Source organism: Pseudomonas canadensis (assembly GCF_030980095.1).
Classification (GTDB): Bacteria; Pseudomonadota; Gammaproteobacteria; order Pseudomonadales; family Pseudomonadaceae; genus Aquipseudomonas; species Aquipseudomonas canadensis.
In genome coordinates, this window is record NZ_CP133298.1 from 577,963 (window position 1) to 599,914 (window position 21,952).

At 61.1% G+C, this 21,952-nt stretch carries 16 protein-coding genes; 12 read left to right on the plus strand and 4 right to left on the minus strand.

The genetic code is table 11. The features are described 5' to 3' along the window. Nucleotides 1-30 precede the first annotated feature (30 nt). The 8 genes from dnaB to RB216_RS02590 all read left to right on the plus strand — a co-directional run bounded on the left by dnaB (nucleotide 31) and on the right by RB216_RS02590 (nucleotide 12,863). The gene (gene dnaB, locus RB216_RS02555) at nucleotides 31-1,428 is read left to right on the plus strand and encodes a replicative DNA helicase (RefSeq protein WP_016976916.1); all 1,398 of its coding nucleotides are present in this window, start codon (nucleotides 31-33) and stop codon (nucleotides 1,426-1,428) included. A gap of 96 nt (nucleotides 1,429-1,524) precedes the next feature. Next, nucleotides 1,525-3,828, plus strand: a complete 2,304-nt coding sequence (locus RB216_RS02560) for a YgiQ family radical SAM protein (protein ID WP_028615522.1) — start codon at nucleotides 1,525-1,527, stop codon at nucleotides 3,826-3,828. Between the two features lie 211 nt (nucleotides 3,829-4,039). Continuing rightward, nucleotides 4,040-4,960, plus strand: coding sequence for an Ssp4 family T6SS effector (ssp4, locus tag RB216_RS02565; RefSeq protein WP_308908280.1), 921 nt, complete (start codon nucleotides 4,040-4,042; stop codon nucleotides 4,958-4,960). After that, nucleotides 4,957-5,415 (plus strand): hypothetical protein, encoded by a 459-nt coding sequence (locus RB216_RS02570; RefSeq protein WP_100491617.1) that lies wholly within the window; start codon nucleotides 4,957-4,959, stop codon nucleotides 5,413-5,415. The genes ssp4 and RB216_RS02570 overlap by 4 nt, the downstream gene beginning before the upstream one ends. 50 nt (nucleotides 5,416-5,465) lie before the next feature. Next, complete coding sequence (locus RB216_RS02575) at nucleotides 5,466-5,861, plus strand: hypothetical protein (RefSeq protein WP_308908867.1); 396 nt, start codon at nucleotides 5,466-5,468, stop codon at nucleotides 5,859-5,861. A 187-nt stretch (nucleotides 5,862-6,048) separates the two neighbouring features. Beyond that, nucleotides 6,049-9,339, plus strand: a complete 3,291-nt coding sequence (locus tag RB216_RS02580) for a transglutaminase family protein (protein WP_308908281.1) — start codon at nucleotides 6,049-6,051, stop codon at nucleotides 9,337-9,339. 147 nt (nucleotides 9,340-9,486) lie between these two features. Further along, nucleotides 9,487-11,973 carry a circularly permuted type 2 ATP-grasp protein gene (locus tag RB216_RS02585; protein WP_308908282.1) on the plus strand — a complete coding sequence of 829 codons (2,487 nt, stop codon included), beginning with the start codon at nucleotides 9,487-9,489 and terminating at the stop codon, nucleotides 11,971-11,973. Next, the gene (locus tag RB216_RS02590) at nucleotides 11,973-12,863 is read left to right on the plus strand and encodes a transglutaminase family protein (protein WP_028615528.1); all 891 of its coding nucleotides are present in this window, start codon (nucleotides 11,973-11,975) and stop codon (nucleotides 12,861-12,863) included. Before RB216_RS02585 ends, RB216_RS02590 begins: the two co-directional genes overlap by 1 nt. Before the next feature lie 186 nt (nucleotides 12,864-13,049). On the opposite strand, the gene RB216_RS02595 is transcribed toward RB216_RS02590, so the two are convergent. Next, nucleotides 13,050-13,232 carry a hypothetical protein gene (locus RB216_RS02595; protein ID WP_016976924.1) on the minus strand — a complete coding sequence of 61 codons (183 nt, stop codon included), beginning with the start codon at nucleotides 13,230-13,232 and terminating at the stop codon, nucleotides 13,050-13,052. Between the two features lie 332 nt (nucleotides 13,233-13,564). Here RB216_RS02595 and azu point away from each other — a divergent pair, with 332 nt between their 5' ends. After that, nucleotides 13,565-14,011, plus strand: coding sequence for an azurin (azu, locus tag RB216_RS02600; RefSeq protein WP_308908283.1), 447 nt, complete (start codon nucleotides 13,565-13,567; stop codon nucleotides 14,009-14,011). A gap of 137 nt (nucleotides 14,012-14,148) precedes the next feature. On the opposite strand, the gene nadE is transcribed toward azu, so the two are convergent. The 3 genes from nadE to RB216_RS02615 form a co-directional block, all read right to left on the minus strand. Next, nucleotides 14,149-14,976, minus strand: a complete 828-nt coding sequence (gene nadE / locus RB216_RS02605) for an NAD(+) synthase (protein WP_308908284.1) — start codon at nucleotides 14,974-14,976, stop codon at nucleotides 14,149-14,151. A 3-nt stretch (nucleotides 14,977-14,979) separates the two neighbouring features. Continuing rightward, nucleotides 14,980-16,194: a nicotinate phosphoribosyltransferase gene (gene pncB, locus RB216_RS02610; RefSeq protein WP_012721934.1), complete on the minus strand. Its 1,215-nt coding sequence runs from the start codon at nucleotides 16,192-16,194 to the stop codon at nucleotides 14,980-14,982. A gap of 207 nt (nucleotides 16,195-16,401) precedes the next feature. Beyond that, a complete protein-coding gene (locus RB216_RS02615) occupies nucleotides 16,402-17,292 on the minus strand; it encodes a LysR family transcriptional regulator (protein ID WP_016976928.1) in 891 nt (296 codons plus the stop codon). 153 nt (nucleotides 17,293-17,445) lie between these two features. Here RB216_RS02615 and amaB point away from each other — a divergent pair, with 153 nt between their 5' ends. The 3 genes from amaB to RB216_RS02630 all read left to right on the plus strand — a co-directional run bounded on the left by amaB (nucleotide 17,446) and on the right by RB216_RS02630 (nucleotide 21,904). Next, nucleotides 17,446-18,936, plus strand: coding sequence for an L-piperidine-6-carboxylate dehydrogenase (amaB, locus tag RB216_RS02620; RefSeq protein WP_308908285.1), 1,491 nt, complete (start codon nucleotides 17,446-17,448; stop codon nucleotides 18,934-18,936). 173 nt (nucleotides 18,937-19,109) lie between these two features. Beyond that, complete coding sequence (amaA, locus tag RB216_RS02625) at nucleotides 19,110-20,393, plus strand: L-pipecolate oxidase (protein ID WP_308908286.1); 1,284 nt, start codon at nucleotides 19,110-19,112, stop codon at nucleotides 20,391-20,393. Between the two features lie 374 nt (nucleotides 20,394-20,767). Then, nucleotides 20,768-21,904: a branched-chain amino acid ABC transporter substrate-binding protein gene (locus RB216_RS02630; RefSeq protein ID WP_010213577.1), complete on the plus strand. Its 1,137-nt coding sequence runs from the start codon at nucleotides 20,768-20,770 to the stop codon at nucleotides 21,902-21,904. Nucleotides 21,905-21,952: the final 48 nt, after the last annotated feature.

Here is a 21,952-nt window from a genome sequence, read left to right on the forward strand (position 1 = left end):
TTTTCTACACACCCCAAATTCCAAGTGGCCATGAACGATATTTCAGCTCCTGAGCAATACGATCTGCAAACCGCTGCCCTGAAGGTGCCGCCGCATTCCATCGAGGCCGAACAGGCTGTGCTCGGTGGTTTGATGCTGGACAACAACGCCTGGGAGCGCGTGCTGGATCAAGTCTCGGACGGTGACTTCTATCGCCATGACCACCGCCTGATCTTCCGTGCCATCGCCAAGCTGGCCGACCAGAACTCACCGATCGACGTGGTGACCCTGGCCGAGCAGCTAGACAAGGAAGGCCAGACCTCCCAGGTCGGCGGCCTCGGCTACCTCGGTGAACTGGCGAAGAACACGCCGTCCGTCGCCAACATCAAGGCCTATGCCCAGATTGTTCGCCAGCGGGCCACGCTGCGCCAACTGATCGGTATCAGCACCGAGATCGCCGACAGCGCCTTCAACCCGGAAGGGCGTACCGCCGAAGAGATCCTCGACGAAGCCGAACGCCAGATCTTCCAGATCGCCGAGGCCCGCCCGAAAACCGGCGGCCCGGTAGGCGTCAACGAGCTGTTGACCAAGGCCATCGACCGTATCGACACGCTGTTCAACACCGACGCGGCCATCACCGGTATTTCCACCGGCTATGCCGACCTCGACGAGAAGACCAGCGGCCTGCAGCCGTCCGACTTGATCATCGTCGCTGGTCGTCCCTCCATGGGTAAGACCACCTTCGCGATGAACCTGGTCGAAAACGCCGTGTTGCGCAGCGACAAGACCGTCCTGGTGTACTCCCTGGAGATGCCCGGTGAATCGCTGATCATGCGGATGCTCTCGTCCCTGGGCCGTATCGACCAGACCAAGGTGCGTTCCGGCCAGCTGGAAGATGACGACTGGCCGCGGCTGACCTCGGCGGTCAACCTGCTCAATGACCGCAAGCTGTTCATCGACGACACTGCGGGCATCAGCCCCTCGGAGATGCGTGCACGCACCCGCCGCCTGGTGCGTGAACACGGCGATATTGCCTTGATCATGATCGACTACCTGCAGTTGATGCAGATCCCGGGTTCCAGCGGTGACAGCCGGACCAACGAGATTTCCGAGATTTCCCGGTCCTTGAAAGCCCTGGCCAAGGAATTCAACTGCCCGGTGGTGGCGCTGTCCCAGCTCAACCGTTCCCTGGAACAACGTCCCAACAAGCGCCCGGTGAACTCCGACTTGCGGGAATCGGGTGCGATCGAGCAGGACGCCGACGTGATCATGTTCGTGTACCGCGACGAGGTATACCACCCCGAAACCGAGCACAAAGGCATCGCCGAGATCATCATCGGCAAGCAGCGGAACGGGCCGATTGGTTTTATCCGCCTGGCGTTTATCGGCAAGTACACCCGCTTCGAAAACCTCGCGCCAGGCAGCTACAACTTCGACGACGACGAATAACTCGTCTGCTCAATTCCGACCATTACCGTCGGAATTGGTCAAAATTTGTGCTATATTCCGCGCCCGCGATTTTCCATCTCAACACCGGTCACCGTCATGCAAACAGCCAAGCCGTTATTTGACTATCCCAAGTACTGGGCCGAATGTTTCGGTCCAGCGCCATTCCTGCCGATGAGCAGGGAGGAGATGGATCAGCTTGGCTGGGATTCCTGCGACATCATCATCGTCACCGGTGATGCGTATGTTGACCATCCGTCGTTCGGCATGGCGATCATCGGCCGGCTGCTGGAGTCCCAGGGCTTCCGCGTCGGGATCATTGCCCAGCCGAACTGGCAGTCCAAAGACGACTTCATGAAGCTCGGCGAGCCGAACCTGTTCTTCGGCGTCGCGGCCGGCAACATGGATTCGATGATCAACCGCTACACCGCCGACAAGAAAATCCGTTCCGACGACGCCTACACCCCCGGCGGCATGGCCGGCAAACGCCCGGACCGCGCGAGCCTGGTGTACAGCCAGCGTTGCAAGGAAGCCTATAAGAACGTGCCGATCGTACTTGGCGGCATCGAAGCCTCCCTGCGCCGCATCGCCCACTACGACTACTGGCAGGACCGCGTGCGTAACTCGATCCTGATCGACGCTACCGCCGATATCCTGCTGTACGGCAACGCCGAGCGTGCGATTGTCGAAGTCGCCCAGCGCCTGTCGTGGGGCCACAAGATCGAAGACATCACTGACGTGCGCGGCACCGCGTTCATTCGCCGCGACACGCCGGTGGGCTGGTACGAAGTGGACTCCACGCGTATCGACCGTCCAGGCAAGATCGACAAGATCATCAACCCGTACGTCAACACTCAAGACACCCAGGCTTGCGCTATCGAGCAAGAGAAGGGGCCGGTGGATGACCCGGAAGAAGCCAAGGTCGTCCAGATCCTGGCCAGCCCGCGCATGACCCGCGACAAGACCGTGATCCGTCTGCCTTCGGTAGAGAAGGTCCGTGGCGACGCCGTGCTCTACGCTCACGCCAACCGCGTGTTGCACCTGGAAACCAACCCAGGCAACGCCCGTGCCCTGGTGCAGAAGCACGGTGAGGTGGACGTGTGGTTCAATCCGCCGCCCATTCCCATGACCACCGAAGAAATGGACTACGTGTTCGGCATGCCTTACGCCCGTGTTCCGCACCCGGCGTATGGCAAGGAAAAAATTCCGGCCTACGACATGATCCGTTTCTCGGTGAACATCATGCGTGGCTGCTTCGGCGGCTGCACCTTCTGCTCGATCACCGAGCACGAAGGGCGCATCATCCAGAACCGTTCCGAAGAGTCGATCATCCGCGAGATCGAAGAGATCCGCGACAAAGTGCCGGGCTTTACCGGCGTGATCTCCGACCTCGGCGGCCCGACCGCGAACATGTACCGCATCGCCTGCAAGAGCCCGGAAATCGAATCTGCGTGCCGCAAGCCATCGTGCGTATTCCCCGGTATCTGCCCGAACCTGAACACTGATCACTCGTCGTTGATCCAGCTGTATCGCAGCGCGCGTGCATTGCCGGGTGTGAAGAAGATCCTGATCGCTTCCGGCCTGCGCTATGACCTGGCCGTCGAATCGCCGGAATATGTCAAAGAGCTGGTGACCCACCACGTCGGTGGCTACCTCAAGATCGCCCCGGAACACACCGAGGAAGGTCCGCTCAACCAGATGATGAAACCGGGCATTGGCAGCTATGACAAGTTCAAGCGCATGTTCGAGAAGTACACCAAGGAAGCGGGCAAGGAGCAGTACCTGATTCCTTACTTCATCGCCGCCCACCCGGGCACCACCGATGAAGACATGATGAACCTGGCCCTGTGGCTCAAGGGCAACGGCTTCCGCGCCGACCAGGTGCAGGCGTTCTACCCGTCGCCGATGGCCACCGCCACCGCGATGTACCACTCGGGCAAGAACCCGCTGCGCAAGGTCACCTACAAGAGCGATGCAGTGACCATCGTCAAGAGCGAAGAGCAGCGCCGTCTGCACAAGGCGTTCCTGCGTTACCACGACCCGAAAGGCTGGCCAATGCTGCGTGAAGCACTGACCCGCATGGGCCGTGCCGACTTGATCGGGCCAGGCAAGGACCAACTGATCCCGCTGCACCAGCCGAGCACCGACAGCTACCAGAGCGCGCGTCGCAAGAACTCGACGCCGGCCGGCAGCCATAAGGTCGCGAAGGAAACCACCACGAAGATCCTCACCCAGCACACCGGACTGCCGCCGCGTGGCAGCGACGGCAGCAACCCGTGGGACAAGCGTGAGCAAGCCAAGGCCGCGGCCCAGGCGCGTAACAAGCAGGCCGCCAAGGAGCGCGCCGATGCGGCCAAGGGCAAGGGCGGCAAGCCTGCGCGCAAGCCGGTCGTGCCGCGTTGATCGCAGCCTGAACATGTAAAACGCCAGCCTTGTGCTGGCGTTTTGCTTTCTATTCGGTGGCGAGCCTGTTTGTTAAGGTGGCGACCATTAAATCGCCTTCGCGAGCAAGCCCGCTCCCACACTTGAATGTATTCGCAAATCAAAATGTGGGAGCGGGCTTGCTCGCGAAGGCGTCAGTTCAGTCACCACCCATTTCAAGGAAGAACACCCCATGGGCAACCCCCTGGCCGGCATCGGCATGGACTCCAACCGCTCGCAGTTCATGGCGCGCCAGCGCATTGAAAGCCAGATCAACCTGCCGCGCCTGTTCGCGGCTATCGACGCCGATCCCGGGATTGTCGGCGCAGGCGTCGTATACATCGACGCTGACTTCAACATCATTACCCTGCGCGAATTCAAGCCCATCTGCAGCATCAAGCCTAAGCGCATCATTTTGCGTGAAGCGCAGAAGTACATTGCGCCAACGCAGTTTGCTCAACATGTCGTGAGCAATCCTCGAGAGTCGCGACTGATTGGCGAAGCCGTGAATACCGGAGTCTCCTGCTTGGGGGCGGTCATCAGTTGGGCTGCGATTGCCAGTGGAACCATTCTGGTGCCTTTCAGCGCTGGCGCCAGTTCCGTCATCGTTGTAGTGGGGTATGCGGCTGCCGGCGCGAGTACGCTTCAGTGCTTTAACGGCATTGCCCGAACAGCGCTGGAAGTCGCCAAACCTGAGGTCAAGGATTCGCTCGACAGTGAAGGCTGGTACCAGAATGCGTCCATCGTGCTGGACGCCGTATCACTGGCAGGTGTGGGCGCTTCGGCCCTGACGACGGTCAAGCTGGTCAGGGCCGCCAAAGCATCGACGGGCAAGAGCCTGCGTGATGTGCTTCGCGGTTTGAATCGCCAGGAAAGAGCCAAGCTGACGAAAGAGCTGCTGAGCATCAACCATCCCAGCTTGACCGCGAAGATGATCAAATTGAGGCAGGCGTCGGGCGAACTCACCAAGCGTTTCACCCCTACGCAGCTCAAGCACAGCACCACTACCCAGATCAAAGACGTCCTCGGCGCAACCATAGGATTTGGCGGGAGTGCGTACTCCGGAAACGTCAATACCATCGCGATTGGGTTGTACGAGGAAATAAACGAATGAACGAGTTAATGACGCTACGCGACTTTTTCAGGCAATACTTTCTGACGTTTATGGGCGGCGTATTTGCTGCGTGTTTTTCTTTGGCGTTGGCTGTGGCGCTGGCGTTTATCACCTATTTTCGTGATGCGCCCATTGCTCAAGTGGGGCTCAAGATCATGTCTGCCGGGGCGCTGCTCATTCTGTTGACGGTCCATAGCAACTTTATGATTTTGCGGGGCCGCCCCTCCTGGGTGTGGGTGATGGTCGGCATCTACGTCGCCTGTCTACTGTTTGTCGTCCCAATGCTTCAGTACCAGCCTCATAAAGTTCTCTATGGGTTGGCGCTGTTATTCCCGTTCCTTGGATTGTTGATACTTAACAGCAAGGTTCAACGAGAGATGCGTGCAAAACTGGTGGGAATCCGTCGCATTCGGCAATCTGTCAAATCAACCGTTGGGTCGAGTAGCCGCATGTGAAGGAGTCGCCGTCGATACCCGGTTTTTTCGCGCGCTATTTCCCCGTGTTCATGGGCACGATTTTCATGGCGATCTTTTCCGGCTCCGCTGCGGTTTCCACGGCGCGCGTAACCTATTTGCGCGACACTGATCCCGCGCTTAAATCCGGCTGTTCGGGCGCTGCGATCCTGATGCTGGTCGCGGTGCTGGTATTTGGCAACGTCATGATCGCGCGCGGCTATCCGTTGGCGACGAAACTGGTGGCGGGGTATCTCGGCGCTTGCCTGTTGTTCGTACTGCCAATGATTCAATACGACCTGCACACGCTGGTCTATGGCTCGGCTGTGCTCTTCCCGCTGCTTGGATTGTTGCTGCTCAACAGCAAGCGCCATCGCGAAATGCGCCAGAAGCTGCTTGAGATCCGCCACCTGCGTCAAGCCGCGATCGCCAAGCGCAAAACCGGCTGATTGGGTAGATTCCCCACCCACCCTCACATCCGCGCCACAAATATGTGCGTCACATGCACCATGGCGCCCCCGTTGGCGCCGTTTTGGTGCTGTACTGCACCGGGTCTTACGATAAAGCGCAATGACCGCCGCTCTGGCATAAGTCTTGCGCGCTTTGTTCCCATGCCCTGGCTCGCAGGAGGCCGCCGTGTCGATTCATGTCGCGTTGCACCACGTTACGCATTACCGCTACGACCGCGCTGTCGAACTCGGCCCACAGATCGTGCGGTTGCGCCCGGCAGCCCATAGCCGGACGCGAATTCTGTCCTACGCGCTGAAAGTGCTGCCTGAGCAGCATTTCATCAACTGGCAGCAGGACCCCCAGGGCAATTACCTGGCGCGGTTGGTGTTCCCGGAAAAGACTGACGAGCTGCGCATCGAAGTCGACCTGGTCGCTGAAATGGCGGTGTTCAACCCCTTCGACTTTTTCCTCGAGCCCTATGCCGAGAAAATCCCCTTCAGCTACGCCGCCGACGAGCAGCGTGAGCTGGCGCCGTACCTGGAAACCCTGCCGCTGACGCCGAAGTTCGCCGCGTACCTGGCGGGTATCGACCGCACACCCTTGCCGGCCGTGGACTTTCTGGTGGGCCTCAATCAGCGCTTGGCGGCCGATATCGGCTACCTGATCCGCATGGAGCCAGGCGTGCAAACCCCAGAGTTCACCCTGGAAAACGCCTCTGGCTCATGCCGCGACTCGGCCTGGTTGCTGGTGCAGATTCTGCGCAATCTGGGGCTGGCAGCACGTTTCGTGTCCGGTTACCTGATTCAGCTCACAGCCGACGTCAAAGCCCTCGATGGGCCCTCCGGCACCGAAGTGGACTTCACCGACCTGCACGCCTGGTGCGAAGTGTATTTGCCCGGCGCCGGCTGGATTGGCCTGGATGCCACCTCCGGGCTGTTCGCCGGTGAAGGCCATATTCCGTTGGCGTGTAGTCCCGATCCATCGTCCGCCGCACCGATCAGTGGGCTGGTGGAGCCTTGCGAGTGCGAATTCACCCACGAAATGTCGGTTGAGCGGATTTGGGAAGCCCCACGCGTCACCAAGCCTTACACCGAAGAACAATGGCTGGCGATCCAGGCCTTGGGCAGTCAGATCGATGGCGACCTGCTCAAGGACGATGTGCGCCTGACCATGGGCGGCGAGCCGACCTTCGTTTCCATCGACGATCCCGACGGCGCCGAGTGGAACACCGCCGCCTTAGGTCCGGACAAGCGCCGACTGTCTGCCGAGCTGTTCCAGCGCATGCGCAAGCACTACGCACCCAAGGGGTTGGTGCACTTCGGCCAGGGCAAGTGGTACCCCGGCGAGCAACTGCCGCGTTGGTCGCTCAACTGTTACTGGCGCCGCGACGGTGTGCCGATCTGGCACAACAGCGCGTTGATTGCCGATGAGCAGGCGGACTACGGCGCTGACGGTGCGCTGGCCGGACGTTTCCTGGCCAGCGTCGCAGAGCGCCTCAAATTACCGGCGCGCTTTGTGTTCCCGGCGTTCGAAGACAACTTCTACTACCTGTGGCGCGAGGGGGCGCTGCCGCAGAACGTCACCGCCCAAGATCCGCGGCTGAGCGACGATCTGGAGCGCGAACGCCTGCGCAAGGTGTTCAGCCAGGGCCTGGATAAAGTCATCGGCCAAGTGCTGCCGTTGGCGCGCACGGCAGCCAATGACCGCTGGCAAAGCGGGCGCTGGTATTTGCGCGACAACCACTGCCGCCTGGTGCCGGGGGATTCGCCGCTGGGTTATCGCCTGCCATTGGCCTCGCAGCCATGGGTGACGGCGGCGGAGTATCCGTTTGTGCACCCGACTGACCCGAATCAGGATCAGCCGGAGCTGCCGTCCACTAGGCAACTGCAACACCATGATGAGGCCGCGCCGAGCGAGGAGCGTGTGCCCAAGGTGGACGAGTCCGCCGACTGGCTGACTCGCACCGCTCTGTGCGCTGAGGCGCGTGAAGGGCGCCTCTATCTGTTCATGCCGCCCCTGGAGCGCGTCGAAGACTATCTGGAACTGGTGGCAGCCATTGAAGCCACCGCCGAAGAGCTGCACTGCCCGGTATTGCTGGAAGGCTACGAGCCGCCGGCCGACACGCGGCTGAGTAACTTCCGCGTCACGCCGGACCCGGGTGTGATTGAGGTCAACGTGCAGCCGTCCGCCACTTGGGACGAATTGGTGGAACGCACCGAATTTCTCTACGAAGAGGCGCGGCAAACGCGATTGACCACCGAAAGATTCATGATCGACGGGCGTCACACCGGTACCGGCGGCGGTAATCACTTTGTACTCGGTGGTGCAACGCCCAAGGACTCACCGTTTCTGCGCCGACCCGATCTGCTGCGCAGTCTGATCAGCTACTGGCACAACCATCCGTCATTGTCCTACCTGTTTTCCGGCCTGTTCATCGGCCCGACTTCCCAGGCTCCACGGGTGGACGAGGCGCGTAATGACGCGTTGTACGAACTGGAAATCGCCTTCGCACAAATGCCAGAACCCGGTGAGGAATGCCCGCCGTGGTTGGTGGACCGCCTGCTGCGCAACCTGCTGATCGACGTGACTGGCAACACCCACCGCGCCGAATTCTGCATCGACAAACTCTACTCGCCGGACGGCGCCACTGGCCGCCTCGGCCTGCTGGAACTGCGCGCGTTTGAAATGCCGCCCCATGCGCGCATGAGCCTGACCCAGCAATTGCTGTTGCGCGCCTTGGTCGCGCGATTCTGGCGCGAACCCTACGCGCCGCCGAAGCTGGCACGTTGGGGCACAGAGCTGCACGACCGTTTCCTGCTGCCGCATTTCATCGAGCAAGACTTTGCCGACGTGATCGTCGAACTCAACAGCGCCGGCTATCCGCTGCGCGCCGAGTGGTTTGCCGCGCACCTGGAATTCCGTTTCCCCAAAGTGGGTGACTACGCCGTCAGCGGGATCGAGCTGGAGCTGCGTCAGGCTCTGGAACCCTGGCACGTCCTGGGCGAGGAGGGCGCGGTCGGCGGCACAGTGCGTTATGTGGATTCATCCCTTGAGCGTCTGCAAGTCAAATTGACCGGGCTGCCCCCGCAGCGCTACCTGCTGACCTGCAATGGCGTCCCGGTGCCGCTGCAAGCCACCGGGCGAGTTGGTGAGTTCGTCGCTGGCGTGCGTTACCGCGCCTGGCAACCGGCCAACTGTCTTCAACCGACCATCGCGGTGCATGCGCCGCTGGTGTTCGATCTGCTGGACACTTGGATGCAGCGTTCGCTGGGCGGCTGCCAGTACCATGTCGCCCATCCGGGTGGGCGCAATTACGACAGCCTGCCGGTGAATGCCAATGAGGCAGAGAGCCGGCGAATGGCGCGGTTCTTCCGGTTGGGGCATAGCCCAGGGAAGCTCGACGTGCCGACGGTTGTCATCAACGACGAATTGCCGATGACCCTCGATCTACGGCGTTTCCCCAATAAAAATGACTGAACGCTATCCCCTGTGGACGCTAGCTTTTGTGGTGAGCGAGCTTGCCTCGCGCGGGGCAAGCCCGCTCAGCACAAAAGCCCGCGGCTACAGGGGATTTGCAGTGTTTGTTGAGTTAATCTGAGCCCCCTTGCCTCTGCCGAGCGTTCCATGTCCGATTTGCTCGACCGTTACCCGCTGACCGCGGGCACTTATCACGAACTGCTGGATGACAGCGGCGCGGTGCGTGCCCATTGGCGGCGCTTGCTGGATCACCTGCAACGCAGCACGCCCGCGCAACTGGCCCAGCGCCAGGCGCTGTTGACCCGGCAGATCCAGGAAAACGGCGTGACCTACAACGTCTACGCCGACCCCAAGGGCGCCGACCGCCCGTGGGAGCTGGACCTACTGCCCCATGTGTTGGCCGCTGATGAATGGCAGCGCCTGTCGGCGGGTATCGCGCAACGTGCACGCCTGCTCAATGCCGTACTGGCCGATCTCTATGGCCCGCAACGCCTGATCAAGGAAGGCTTGCTGCCGGCTGAGCTGGTATTTGGGCATAACAATTTCCTGTGGCCGTGCCAGGGCATCCAGCCGCCGGACGGTGCGTTCCTGCACCTCTATGCCGTGGACCTGGCACGCACGCCGGATGGTCGCTGGTGGGTCACCGCCGACCGTACCCAGGCGCCGTCCGGTGCCGGATATGCGTTGGAAAACCGCACCATCGTGTCCCGCGCCTTCCCGGATCTTTACCGTGACTTGCAGGTGCAGCACCTCACCGGGTTCTTCCGCACCTTGCAGGAAACCCTGGCCCGCCAGGCGCCCGGTGATGACCAGCCGCCGCTGATCGTGCTGCTGACGCCCGGCCGGTTCAACGAAAGTTACTTCGAGCATCTTTACCTCGCCCGCCAGCTCGGCTACCCGCTGGTGGAGGGCGGCGACCTCACCGTGCGCGACAGCACTGTGTTCCTGAAAACCCTCAGCGGCCTACGCCGGGTGCACGCGATCATGCGTCGCCTCGACGATGATTTCTGCGACCCGCTGGAGCTGCGCACTGACTCGGCCCTCGGCGTACCGGGTTTGCTGGATGCCGTGCGCCAAGGCAATGTGCTGGTGGCCAATGCCCTGGGCAGCGGCGTGCTGGAATCCCCCGGTTTGCTGGGTTTTCTGCCGAAGATCAACGAATTCCTGTTTGGTGAAAAACTGATTCTGCCGTCCATCGCCACCTGGTGGTGCGGTGAGGCGCCGGTGCTGGCCGAAGCTCTGGAGAAACTGCCGGAGTTGCTGATCAAACCCGCGTTTCCGTCGCAGAGTTTTGCGCCGGTATTCGGCCGCGACCTCAACGACGAACAACGCCAGGCCCTGGCCGAGCGCATGCGCGCGCGGCCCTACGCCTACGTCGCCCAGGAGTTGGCTCAATTGTCCCAAGCGCCGGTATGGCACACCGTGGATGACCACCTGCAACACCGCGCCATCGGCATGCGCGTATACGCCGTGGCCAGTGACGACGGTTACCGTGTGCTTCCCGGCGGCCTGACGCGCGTAGCGGCCGAAGCCGATGCCGAAGTGGTGTCGATGCAACGCGGCGGTGCCAGCAAGGACACCTGGGTACTCGGCGAGCGCGCCGCCGGTGGCGAACACTGGCGTGCCCAACGCGCGATTGGCGCCCATGACCTGGTGCGCCGCGATCCCTATCTGCCGTCCCGCGTGGTGGAAAATCTGTTCTGGTTCGGCCGTTACTGCGAACGCTGCGACGACAGCGCGCGTTGGCTGCGTATCGTGCTGGCGCGTTATGTGGATGGCGACGACCCGCTGGCCCTGCAGGCGGCTGTCGAGCTGGGCGAAAACCTGCGTCTGCTGCCGGAGGAGGGCGAATTGCCCGAACGCCTGCTGGCGGCGCTGCTCGGAGACGACTGGCCGTCGAGCCTGCGCGCCAACCTGCAACGCTTGCAGTGGGCGGCGTCGCAGGTACGCGGCAAGCTGTCTCGGGAGAACTGGCAGGCCTTGGTGGAGCTGCAGCGCGAAGCCATGGAGCTGGAAAGCGATTCACCGGATTTTGGCGAGTTGCTGGACTTCCTCAACCGCCTGGTGATGTCCCTGGCGGCGTTGTCCGGGTTTGCCCTGGACGACATGACCCGTGACGAAGGCTGGCGCTTTTTGATGATGGGCCGGCGTATCGAGCGTCTGCAATTCCTGAGCAGCAGCCTGGCGGCGTTCCTGCGCGGCGTGGCGGTGTTCGATCAGGCCGGGTTGGAGTGGTTGCTGGAATTGGGCAACAGCAGCATCACCTACCGTTCGCGTTACCTGGCGGTGCCGCAGTTGATCCCGGTGCTCGACTTGCTGCTGCTGGACGAGCAGAACCCCCACGCGGTGTTGTTCCAGCTCAAGTTGGTGAGCCGCACGCTGCGACGCCTCAACGATGATTTTGGTGTGCCTCGGGAAACCGGCCTTGGCCCATTGGTGGAGCGCCTGGCGCGGTTCGACCTGGGTTGCCTGGAGAACCCGTTGTTCGGCGAATCCAGCGTACGTGCCGCGCTGGACGGCCTGGCCGACCTGCTGCAAGCAGTGGCCGATGAGAGTGGGCTAGTGTCGGACCGCCTGGCCTTGCGTCACTTTGCCCATGTGGATGATGTCAGCCAACAAACGGTGTCGGTGTGATGAGTGCGCGCTACCAGATTTTCCACGATACCCATTACCACTATGACAGCCCGGTGTCCCTGGCCCAGCAGTTGGCGCATTTATGGCCACGGCCGTGCGCCTGGCAGCGTTGCAGCTTGCAGCAACTGGATATCAGCCCGGAACCGACCTCGCGCCGCGATGAGCTGGACGTGTTTGGCAACCCGATCACGCGCCTGGCATTCGAGCGGCCTCATGATGAATTGCTGGTGAACGCCGGGCTGAGCGTGGAAGTGCTGGCGCGGCCGGCGCTGGATTTCCAGCAGTCGCCCGCCTGGGACCAGACCCGCGACAGCCTGACCTACAGCAGCCAGCCGATGTCCGGTGAATTGATCGAAGCCTGCCGCTACCGCTTCGAATCGCCCTACGTGCACTTGAAGAAAACCTTCGTCGAATTTTCCGAAAGCTGCTTTCCTCCCGGCAAACCGCTGCTGCTGGGCGTGCAGGCGCTGATGGAAAAGATCTTCAGCGAGTTTACCTTCGACGCCGAGGCCACCCAAGTCGCCACGCCGCTGGTGGAAGTGCTGGAGCGCCGTCGCGGCGTGTGCCAGGACTTCGCCCACCTGATGCTCGCCTGCCTACGCTCGCGGGGTCTTGCGGCACGCTATATCAGCGGCTACCTGCTCACCCAGCCACCGCCCGGCCAGCCACGGCTGATCGGCGCCGATGCGTCCCACGCGTGGGTCTCGGTGTATTGCCCGGTTTCGGGCTGGGTGGATTTCGATCCGACGAACAATGTGCAGCCGGCACTGGAGCACATCACCCTGGCCTGGGGCCGGGACTTTTCCGATGTGTCGCCGTTGCGAGGGGTGATTCTGGGGGGAGGGAGCCATGATCCGGAGGTGAGGGTAACGGTGATGCCGCTGGAATAACGAGCTTGTTGTAGTGAGCGGGCTTGCCCCGCGCTGGGGCGCGAAGCGGCCCTCAAGCCTGACACCACGGTCTTTCAGGTGTTCTGGTGGGCGCGTAATGGGGCTGCTTCGCAGCCCAGCGCGGGGCAAGCCCGCTCACCACAGCAAGCCCGCTCACCACAGTGCACCGGCTCAGCACAAAGGAATTTATTCAGCCGGATCTTTTGGTGTTTCGGTCTCGTCGCTCGTTTCTTCACCATCAACATCGGCGTTCAGCCCATTGGCCTCTTCTTCTGCAGCGGCTTTCTTGCGTTGCAGTTTTTCCTCTTTCTTCTGCTCCTTGGCCAAGTCTCTCTGACGTTTGGCGAAGGAGTAATTAGGTTTGGCCATGGGCGATCCTCTAGGGTCGAAGGTGAGGGTGGCGGCGCGCAGCTGCCTTGGGACGACATGGTAGCAGCTTCAGGGTGCGCTTGGCCTTCACTTACCGCAGGCGTAGGCGGCCAGCAGGCCGTTGAACAGTTGGTTGAGGTGCATGGCTCGGACTCCGATGGGTGATGAGTCGATCATAGTCAGGAGGTTGTACTTTGGCTGGTAGATTGTGTTGATAAGTCTGATAGCCTAAAGTTGTATACAATCTGTTGATTCAGATCATAAGAATTCCTGCCTGATTCAGGCACCCTTGTCGCAATACGCGTTTTTTAAACCCTGCCTTGGAGATTCACATGTTTGCCAAACTCGTTGCTGTTTCCCTGCTGACTCTGGCGAGCGGCCAGTTGCTTGCTGCAGAGTGCAAGGCCACTGTCGACTCCACCGACCAAATGTCCTTCAACACCAAAGCCATTGAAATCGACAAGAGCTGCAAGACGTTCACCGTTGAGTTGACTCACTCCGGCAACCTGCCGAAAAACGTCATGGGCCACAACTGGGTGCTGACCAGCGCCGCTGACATGCAGCCGGTTGCCACCGACGGCATGGCTGCCGGTATTGACAAGGACTACCTGAAAGAAGGCGACGCACGCATCATCGCCCACACCAAGATCATCGGTGCTGGCGAGAAAGATTCGGTGACCTTCGATGTGTCGAAGCTGAAGGCGGGCACTGACTACGCATTCTTCTGCTCGTTCCCAGGCCACATCTCGATGATGAAAGGCACTGTGACTGTTAAGTAAGACCGCGTTATCGTTCTTCGCGAGCAAGCCCGCTCCCACATTCGACCGCGTTCCCATGTTGGAAAACGGTCAAGTGTGGGAGCGGGCTTGCTCGCGAAGGCGGTCTAAAAAATCAACACAAACCTACAGGGTTCACCTCACGGCGCAAACGGCATGACCCGCTTGTGCTCGGTCTTGCGGTAGGTGTCGCAGATAATCTTGAACGCTTCCTCGCGCACCGGCTCGCCGTGCAGGAACGCATCGATCTCCGCGTAGGTCACGCCATGTGACGCTTCGTCCGGCTTGCCCGGCGACAGGTCTTCCAGGTCCGCCGTAGGCACTTTTTCCACCAACGATTCCGGCGCCCCGAAGTGCCGCGCAATCGCACGCACCTGGTTCTTCACCAGGCCGCTCAACGGCGCCAAATCGCACGCGCCATCACCGAACTTGGTGAAAAAGCCCATCACCGCTTCCGCTGCATGGTCGGTGCCGATCACCAGGCCACCGGCTGCGCCGGCGATGGTGTACTGCGCCACCATGCGCATGCGCGCCTTGGTGTTGCCCAGCACGAAATCCCGGGATACCGCAGCCTTGCCCTCAAACGCTGCCACTTCATTGGCCAGCGCCTTGACCGCCGGGCCGATGTTTACGGTGTGGCGCTCGTCCGGCTCGATAAAGTCCACCGAGGCGGTGGCGTCGATTTCGTCGAACTGGGTTTCGTAAGGCAGACGCACCGCGATAAAGCGGTAAGCCTGATCACCGCTGTTCTCACGCAGCTCTTTTACTGCACGTTGGGCCAAGAGGCCTGCGGTCAGGGAGTCGACGCCACCGCTGATGCCCAGCACCAGCGTCTTGAGCCCGGAATTGCGCAGGCAGTCCTGGATAAAGGTCACGCGGCGGGCAACCTCGGCCTCAAGGGCGGCTTGGTCGTTGAACGGCGCTTGGACCTTGAGCTGTTCAGCAATCTCACGCTGTACGGCTTGCATGATTCACTCCTTGCTAGAGATGGCAGGTACTTTGAAAACATGACGCAAATAGGCGACGAAATTCGGGTCGGTGCAGTGGGTCTTGCCCGCTTCATCGGAGATCTTCGCGACGGGTTGGCCATTGCAGGCGGTCATTTTAAGCACGATGCTCATTGGCTCAACACCTGGAATGTCGCAGGTCAGGTTGGTGCCGATGCCGAAGCTCACATTAATGCGACCACGCAGGGCGCGGAATATCTCCAGGGCCTTGGGCAACGACAGGCTGTCGGAGAACACCAACGTCTTGCTCATCGGCTCGATGCCGAGCTTGTGGTAGTGGGCGATGGCTTTTTCTGCCCATTGCACGGGATCGCCGGAGTCATGGCGCAGGCCGTCGAACAGCTTGGCGAAGTACAGGTCGAAGTCGCCCAGGAACGCGTCGGTGGTGATGCAGTCGGTCAGGGCGATGCCCAGCAGGCCACGGTATTCGCGGACCCAGCAGTCGAGCGCGGCGATCTGGCTGTCGATCAGGCGCGGTCCGAGTTGCTGGTGGGCCATGATCCACTCGTGGGCCATGGTGCCCAGCGGCTTCATATCGAACTCGCGGGCCAGGTGCACGTTGCTGGTGCCGACGAAACGGCCGGGGAAGTCGTGCTTGAGCACGCTGACCACTTCTTCCTGCACCCGATACGAAAAGCGCCGACGCGTGCCGAAGTCGGCCACCTGCAGCTCCGACAGTTCATCGCTGCTGGCGTTGGCGGTCAGCCAGTCGAACTTGCGGTACAGCTGCTCCCGCGCCTGTTCGAGGATCACGGTCTGGTACCGGTAGCGGTTACGCACTTCGCTGACGATGGCCAGCATCGGCACTTCAAACAGAATCACATGCAGCCACGGCCCGCGCAGGCGGATGAACAGTTCGCCGTTCTCGATGCCAGTCTGCACGTAGCGCAGGTTGAAGCGGAACAGCCCGAGGAAGCGCAAAAAGTCCGGCTTCATGAAGCTGATGCGTTCCAGGAAACCCAACTGGTCGGGGCTCAGGCTCAGCTCGGCGAGGCGTTCGATCTGGTAGCGGATCTCCGCCAGGTAAGGGCGCAGATCTTCGCTGTTACGGCAGCGGAACTCCCATTCAACTTCCACGTTGGGGTAGTTGTGCAGCACCGCCTGCATCATGGTCAGCTTGTAGAAGTCGGTGTCGAGCAAGTTCTGCACGATGCGATCGGCAAACACACTCTCGCTCATAACGGGAATCTCCAGACGGGTCGGCGATGGGCGCCGACCTTTACGCACAATTAAGGAAGGGGGCTAGTGGCGCATAGACCTGTAGGGTTTTGCCAGTGATTTTTTGCGCTGGAGCCACCGACGCCTTCGCGAGCAAGCCCGCTCCCACCTTTGGAATGCATTTCAAGTGTGGGAGCGGGCTTGCTCGCGAAGGCGATATTTCAGGCGCTAAATCACCTGCTCCATCATCCACTTCACAAAATCGCGCACCTTGGGCACCTCCGCCGAATGCTCCGGGTACGCCAGGTAATACGCATCCTGACTGGGCATCGCATGCTGCCAGGGGATCACCAGCTTGCCGTCGGCCAGTTCCTCTTCCACCAGAAAACGCGGCAGCAGCGCCACCCCACAACCCACCTGCGCGGCACGGATGCACATATAAAAGGTGTCGAACCGCGGCCCGTGATAGCTGTGCTCGGTCTGGTAGCCCTGGCTGGCGAACCAGTCATGCCAGCCCTGGGGGCGCGAGGCGTTTTGCAGCAGCACCAGGTTGCTCAATTGCGTGGGGTCGGAGAATGGCTGCGCCGGCAGGCTCTCCGGCGCGCACACCGGTACAAGCTCTTCGCTGAACAGCTTCAGGCTCTCGGTGCCGGGGCGTGAACCCTGGCCGAAGTAGAACGCCATGTCGGCCTTGCCTTGCAGCAACTCATCCGGCTCCTGTTCATTGCACAGGTCCAAGTGGATCTGCGGGTGACGCAGTCGCCAGCCCTTCAGACGCGGCACCAGCCAGCGCGCGCCGAAGGTGTAGGGCGTGGAGACCCGCAGCACTTCGGTTTCGCCACCGTAGGAGCGCAGGTAGTGAGTCGACATCTCCACCTGCGTGAGGATCTTGCGCACCTCCACCAGGTACAAGTCACCCGCTGGGGTCATCTGCAATCGCCGGCGCACGCGGCGGAACAGCAAGTGCTGCAGCAACTCTTCCAACTGCGCCACCTGCTTGCTCACCGCGCTCTGCGTGAGGTTCAGTTCCTCGGCGGCGCGGGTGAAGCTCAGGTGGCGGGTGGCGGCTTCGAAGCACTGCAAGGCGGTGATCGAGGGCAAATGTCTTTTGTTCAGCACGGCACGCCTCTTTTTATTCTTTGCATGAATAAACGGAATGATATCTCGCCTAATCGTCGTTTGTTGGCAAGTCTTGGGCCAGCTACAAATAAGCTCTGGATCGCCGTGTCGCCAGCGGCGCGAATTTTCTGTTTGAGATTGAAGGAGTGACCCATGGTTGCCGCATTGCTTGATCGTCTCGGGGTAAACCCGGCGCTGTACCAGTCGGGCAAGCAGCCCGTGCATTCGCCGATTGATGGCAGCCGCATCGGCAGTGTGCACTGGGAAGGTGCCGCCGAGGTGGAGCAACAGGTCAGTCGCGCCGAGCATGCATTCGAGGCCTGGCGCAAAGTGCCGGCACCGCGCCGTGGCGAACTGGTGCGCCAGTTCGGTGACGTATTGCGCGAATACAAGGCCGATCTGGGCGAGCTGGTGTCCTGGGAAGCCGGCAAGATCACCCAGGAAGGCCTGGGCGAAGTGCAGGAAATGATCGACATCTGCGACTTCGCCGTGGGCCTGTCGCGCCAGTTGTACGGCTTGACCATCGCCTCCGAGCGCCCAGGCCACCATATGCGTGAAACCTGGCATCCGCTGGGCGTGGTTGGCGTGATCAGCGCGTTCAACTTCCCGGTCGCCGTGTGGGCGTGGAACACCACCCTGGCGCTGGTGTGCGGCAATGCCGTGATCTGGAAACCCTCGGAAAAGACCCCGCTCACTGCGCTGGCCTGCCAGGCATTGTTCGAGCGCGTGCTGAAGAAATTCGACGGCGCCCCGGAATACCTGAGCCAAGTGATCATCGGCGGCCGCGATGCCGGTGCTGCACTGGTGGACGACCCGCGTGTCGCCCTGATCAGTGCCACCGGCAGCACCCGCATGGGCCGCGAAGTGGCGCCGAAAGTCGCCGCACGTTTTGCCCGCAGCATCCTCGAACTGGGCGGCAACAACGCGATGATCCTCGGCCCGAGCGCCGATCTGGACATGGCCGTGCGCGCCATCCTGTTCAGCGCCGTCGGCACTGCCGGCCAACGGTGCACCACCCTGCGTCGGCTGATCGCCCATGAGTCGGTGAAAGAAGAAATCGTCACCCGCCTCAAGGCCGCCTATTCCAAAGTGCGCATCGGCCACCCGATGGAAGGCAACCTGATCGGCCCGCTGATCGACAAGCACGGCTTCGACAACATGCAGGACGCCCTGGAGCAAGCCCTGAGCGAAGGCGGCAAGGTGTTCGGCGGCAAACGCCAACTGGAAGACACGTTTCCGAATGCCTACTACGTGTCGCCAGCGATTGTGGAAATGCCCGAGCAAAGCGACGTGGTGTGCACCGAGACCTTCGCGCCGATCCTCTATGTGATCGGCTACACCGACTTCAACGAAGCCCTGCGCCTGAACAACGCCGTGCCTCAAGGCCTGTCATCGTGCATCTTCACCACTGACGTGCGTGAAGCCGAGCAATTCATGTCGGCAGTGGGTAGCGACTGTGGCATCGCCAACGTCAACATCGGCCCGAGCGGCGCGGAAATCGGCGGCGCGTTTGGCGGTGAGAAAGAGACCGGCGGCGGGCGTGAATCGGGTTCGGATGCGTGGCGTGGGTACATGCGTCGCCAGACCAATACTGTGAACTACTCGCTGGAGTTGCCGCTGGCACAGGGCATTACCTTCGACTGATTCCTCAAGTCGAAGCGCGGTCAATGTGGGAGCTGGCTTGCCTGCGATAGCATCACCATGGGGTACCTGATACACCGAGGTGCCTGCATCGCAGGCAAGCCAGTTCCCACATTTGATTGGGTTTGCAATTCAAAATAACAGTTGTTTGTTAGGTTTCATCCCGGAGTCTGGCAATGGCACTACGCGAAACATGTTTGTGGGAGCACCTCACCCCTGGCCGGCCGGATCGTGCGGCGCTCAAGGGTGAGGTCAAGGTCGATGTGTGTGTGATCGGTGCCGGGATCACGGGCCTTTCGGCAGCCCTTCATTTGCTGGAACAAGGCAAAAGCGTCGCCGTGCTGGAGGCCCATCGCACCGGCCATGGTGGTTCGGGGCGTAACGTGGGGCTGGTCAATGCCGGCATGTGGATCCCGCCGGACGAGATCGAAGCCGGTTTCGGCGAGGCGGTGGGCAGCCAACTCAACCGCATGTTGGGTGCGGCGCCGTCCCTGGTGTTCAGCCTGATCGACAAATACTCCATCGATTGCCAATTGCGCCGTGAAGGCACCTTGCACATGGCGCACAACGCCCGTGGCGAGGAGGATTTGCGCAGTCGTGAAGCGCAATGGAAACGCCGGGGCGCGCCAGTGGAGCTGCTCACCGGTCAGGCTTGCGAACAGGCCACCGGTACCAAAAAGATCGCCGCCGCCTTGTTGGACCGGCGCGCGGGCACCTTGAACCCGATGGCCTACACCAGTGGCTTGGCCAATGCTGCTGCCGGGCTTGGCGGGCAGTTGTTTGATCACTCACCGGTCACTCAGCTTGAGCGCCAAGGTTCGCACTGGTCGGTGCAGACCGCTCAGGGTTCAGTGCAGGCTGCACAGGTGGTGATCGCCTCCAACGCCTACACCGAGGGCGAATGGACCGAGTTGCGGCGCAATTTTTTCCCCGGCTATTACTATCAGGTCGCGTCGGCTCCGCTCACGGGCGACGCCGCCCAACAGATCCTGCCCGGTGGCCAGGGTTCATGGGATACGCGCCAGGTGCTGAGCAGCATTCGCCGCGATGCCGATGGCCGTCTGTTACTCGGCAGCCTGGGCAACGGCAATCAGAAACCCGCCTGGTTCCTCAAGGCGTGGGCCGATCGGGTGCAGCAGCACTACTTCCCGTACCTCAAATCGGTGCAGTGGGAGTTCACCTGGACCGGCTGTATCGCCTTCACCCCAGACCATTTGATGCGCCTGTTCGAACCAGCGCCCGGCCTCGTAGCAGTGACGGGCTATAACGGCCGCGGCGTAACCACTGGCAGTGTGGTCGGCAAGGCATTTGCCGACTACCTGTGTCACCAGAATCCCCAGGCGCTGCCGATTCCCTTCGCTCCCATGCAACCGCTGGCCGGAGTGGGCCTGCGCAGCTGTCTGTATGAAGCCGGCTTCTCGCTGTATCACGCCGGCCAATGTCTGAGGATCGTGATCTGATCAGCGAAATACCGCTCAAAAGCCTGCATTTTCTTAGCAGGCTACTAATCTGTATTGGTGCAAGTCGTAGCAATCACGCACTGTAAATGTGCAGTTCCGTTACGCCGTTTGTTACAGCGCCAGGAACTGTCGTTTATAGGCTTGGTTGCAGGTGCGACCTGTCGCGGTTGTACTTTTCGGATCCATTGGTTGCACCTACAGACGCTAGAGGGTTGCACGTCCTGGCGAATGGAGCCGAAACACCTGCAATAACAATGACACCGTGTCTTTTTGAAGAATAAAAACGTAATGGCACGCGCCTTGCTCTGGGCTTTCAGTGAAAGGTTTGAATGCAAGTTGTCGTGCCAAAAATCAAAAATATCGGAGCACCACTCATGTCCCAGACGTTTTACAAGAAAGGTTTTCTGGCCCTCGCCGTTGCAGCGGCGCTGGGTGTTTCTACGTTTGTTCAAGCTGATGTGAAGATCGGCGTCGCGGGGCCTATGACGGGCGCCAACGCCGCTTTCGGTGAGCAGTACATGAAGGGTGCCCAGGCGGCAGCCGATGTGATCAACAAGGCCGGCGGCATCAACGGCGAAAAAATCGTGCTGGTGGCCGGTGACGATGCTTGCGAACCCAAACAAGCCGTGGCCGTGGCCAACCGTCTGGCTGACCAGGACAAAGTGATCGGCGTGGTCGGGCACTTCTGTTCTTCCAACACCATCCCGGCCTCCGAGGTGTATGACGAAGCCGGCATCATCGCCATCACCCCAGGCTCCACCAACCCACAAGTGACCGAACGCGGCCTGGGCGCCATGTTCCGCATGTGCGGGCGTGACGACCAGCAAGGCATCGTCGCCGGTGACTACATCGTTGACGTGCTCAAGGGCAAGAAAGTCGCCGTCATCAACGACAAGGACACCTACGGCAAAGGCCTGGCTGACGCCACCGCTGCCCAGTTGACCAAGCGCGGCGTCAAGCCGGTGCTGGAAGAAGGCCTGACCCGTGGCGAGAAAGACTTCAGCGCCCTGGTCACCAAGATCCGCTCCACCGGTGCTGACGTCGTGTACTTCGGCGGCCTGCACCCGGAAGCCGGTCCACTGGTTCGCCAGATCCGTGAAGCCGGTTTGAAAGACGTGAAGTTCATGTCCGATGACGGCGTAGTAACCGACGAACTGGTTGCCACCGCTGGCGGTGCGCAGTACGTAGATGGCGTGTACATGACCTTCGGCGCCGACCCGCGCCTGCTGCCAGACAGCAAGGCCGTGGTGGAAGAGTTCCGCAAAAACGGCACCGAGCCGGAAGGCTACACCCTGTACGCCTACGCGTCGGTCCAGGCCCTGGCCGCCGGCTTCAACGGCGCCAAGTCCAACAAAGGCGAAGACGCCGCCAAGTGGCTCAAGGCTCACCCGGTAAAAACCGTCATGGGCGAAAAAGCCTGGGATTCGAAGGGTGACCTGAAGATCTCCGACTACGTGGTTTACCAGTGGGATAAAGACGGCAAATACCATCAGCTGGAAAAACAGAAGTAATCCGAACTGACTGCGTCACCCTGTAGGAGCGAGCTTGCTCGCGAAGAA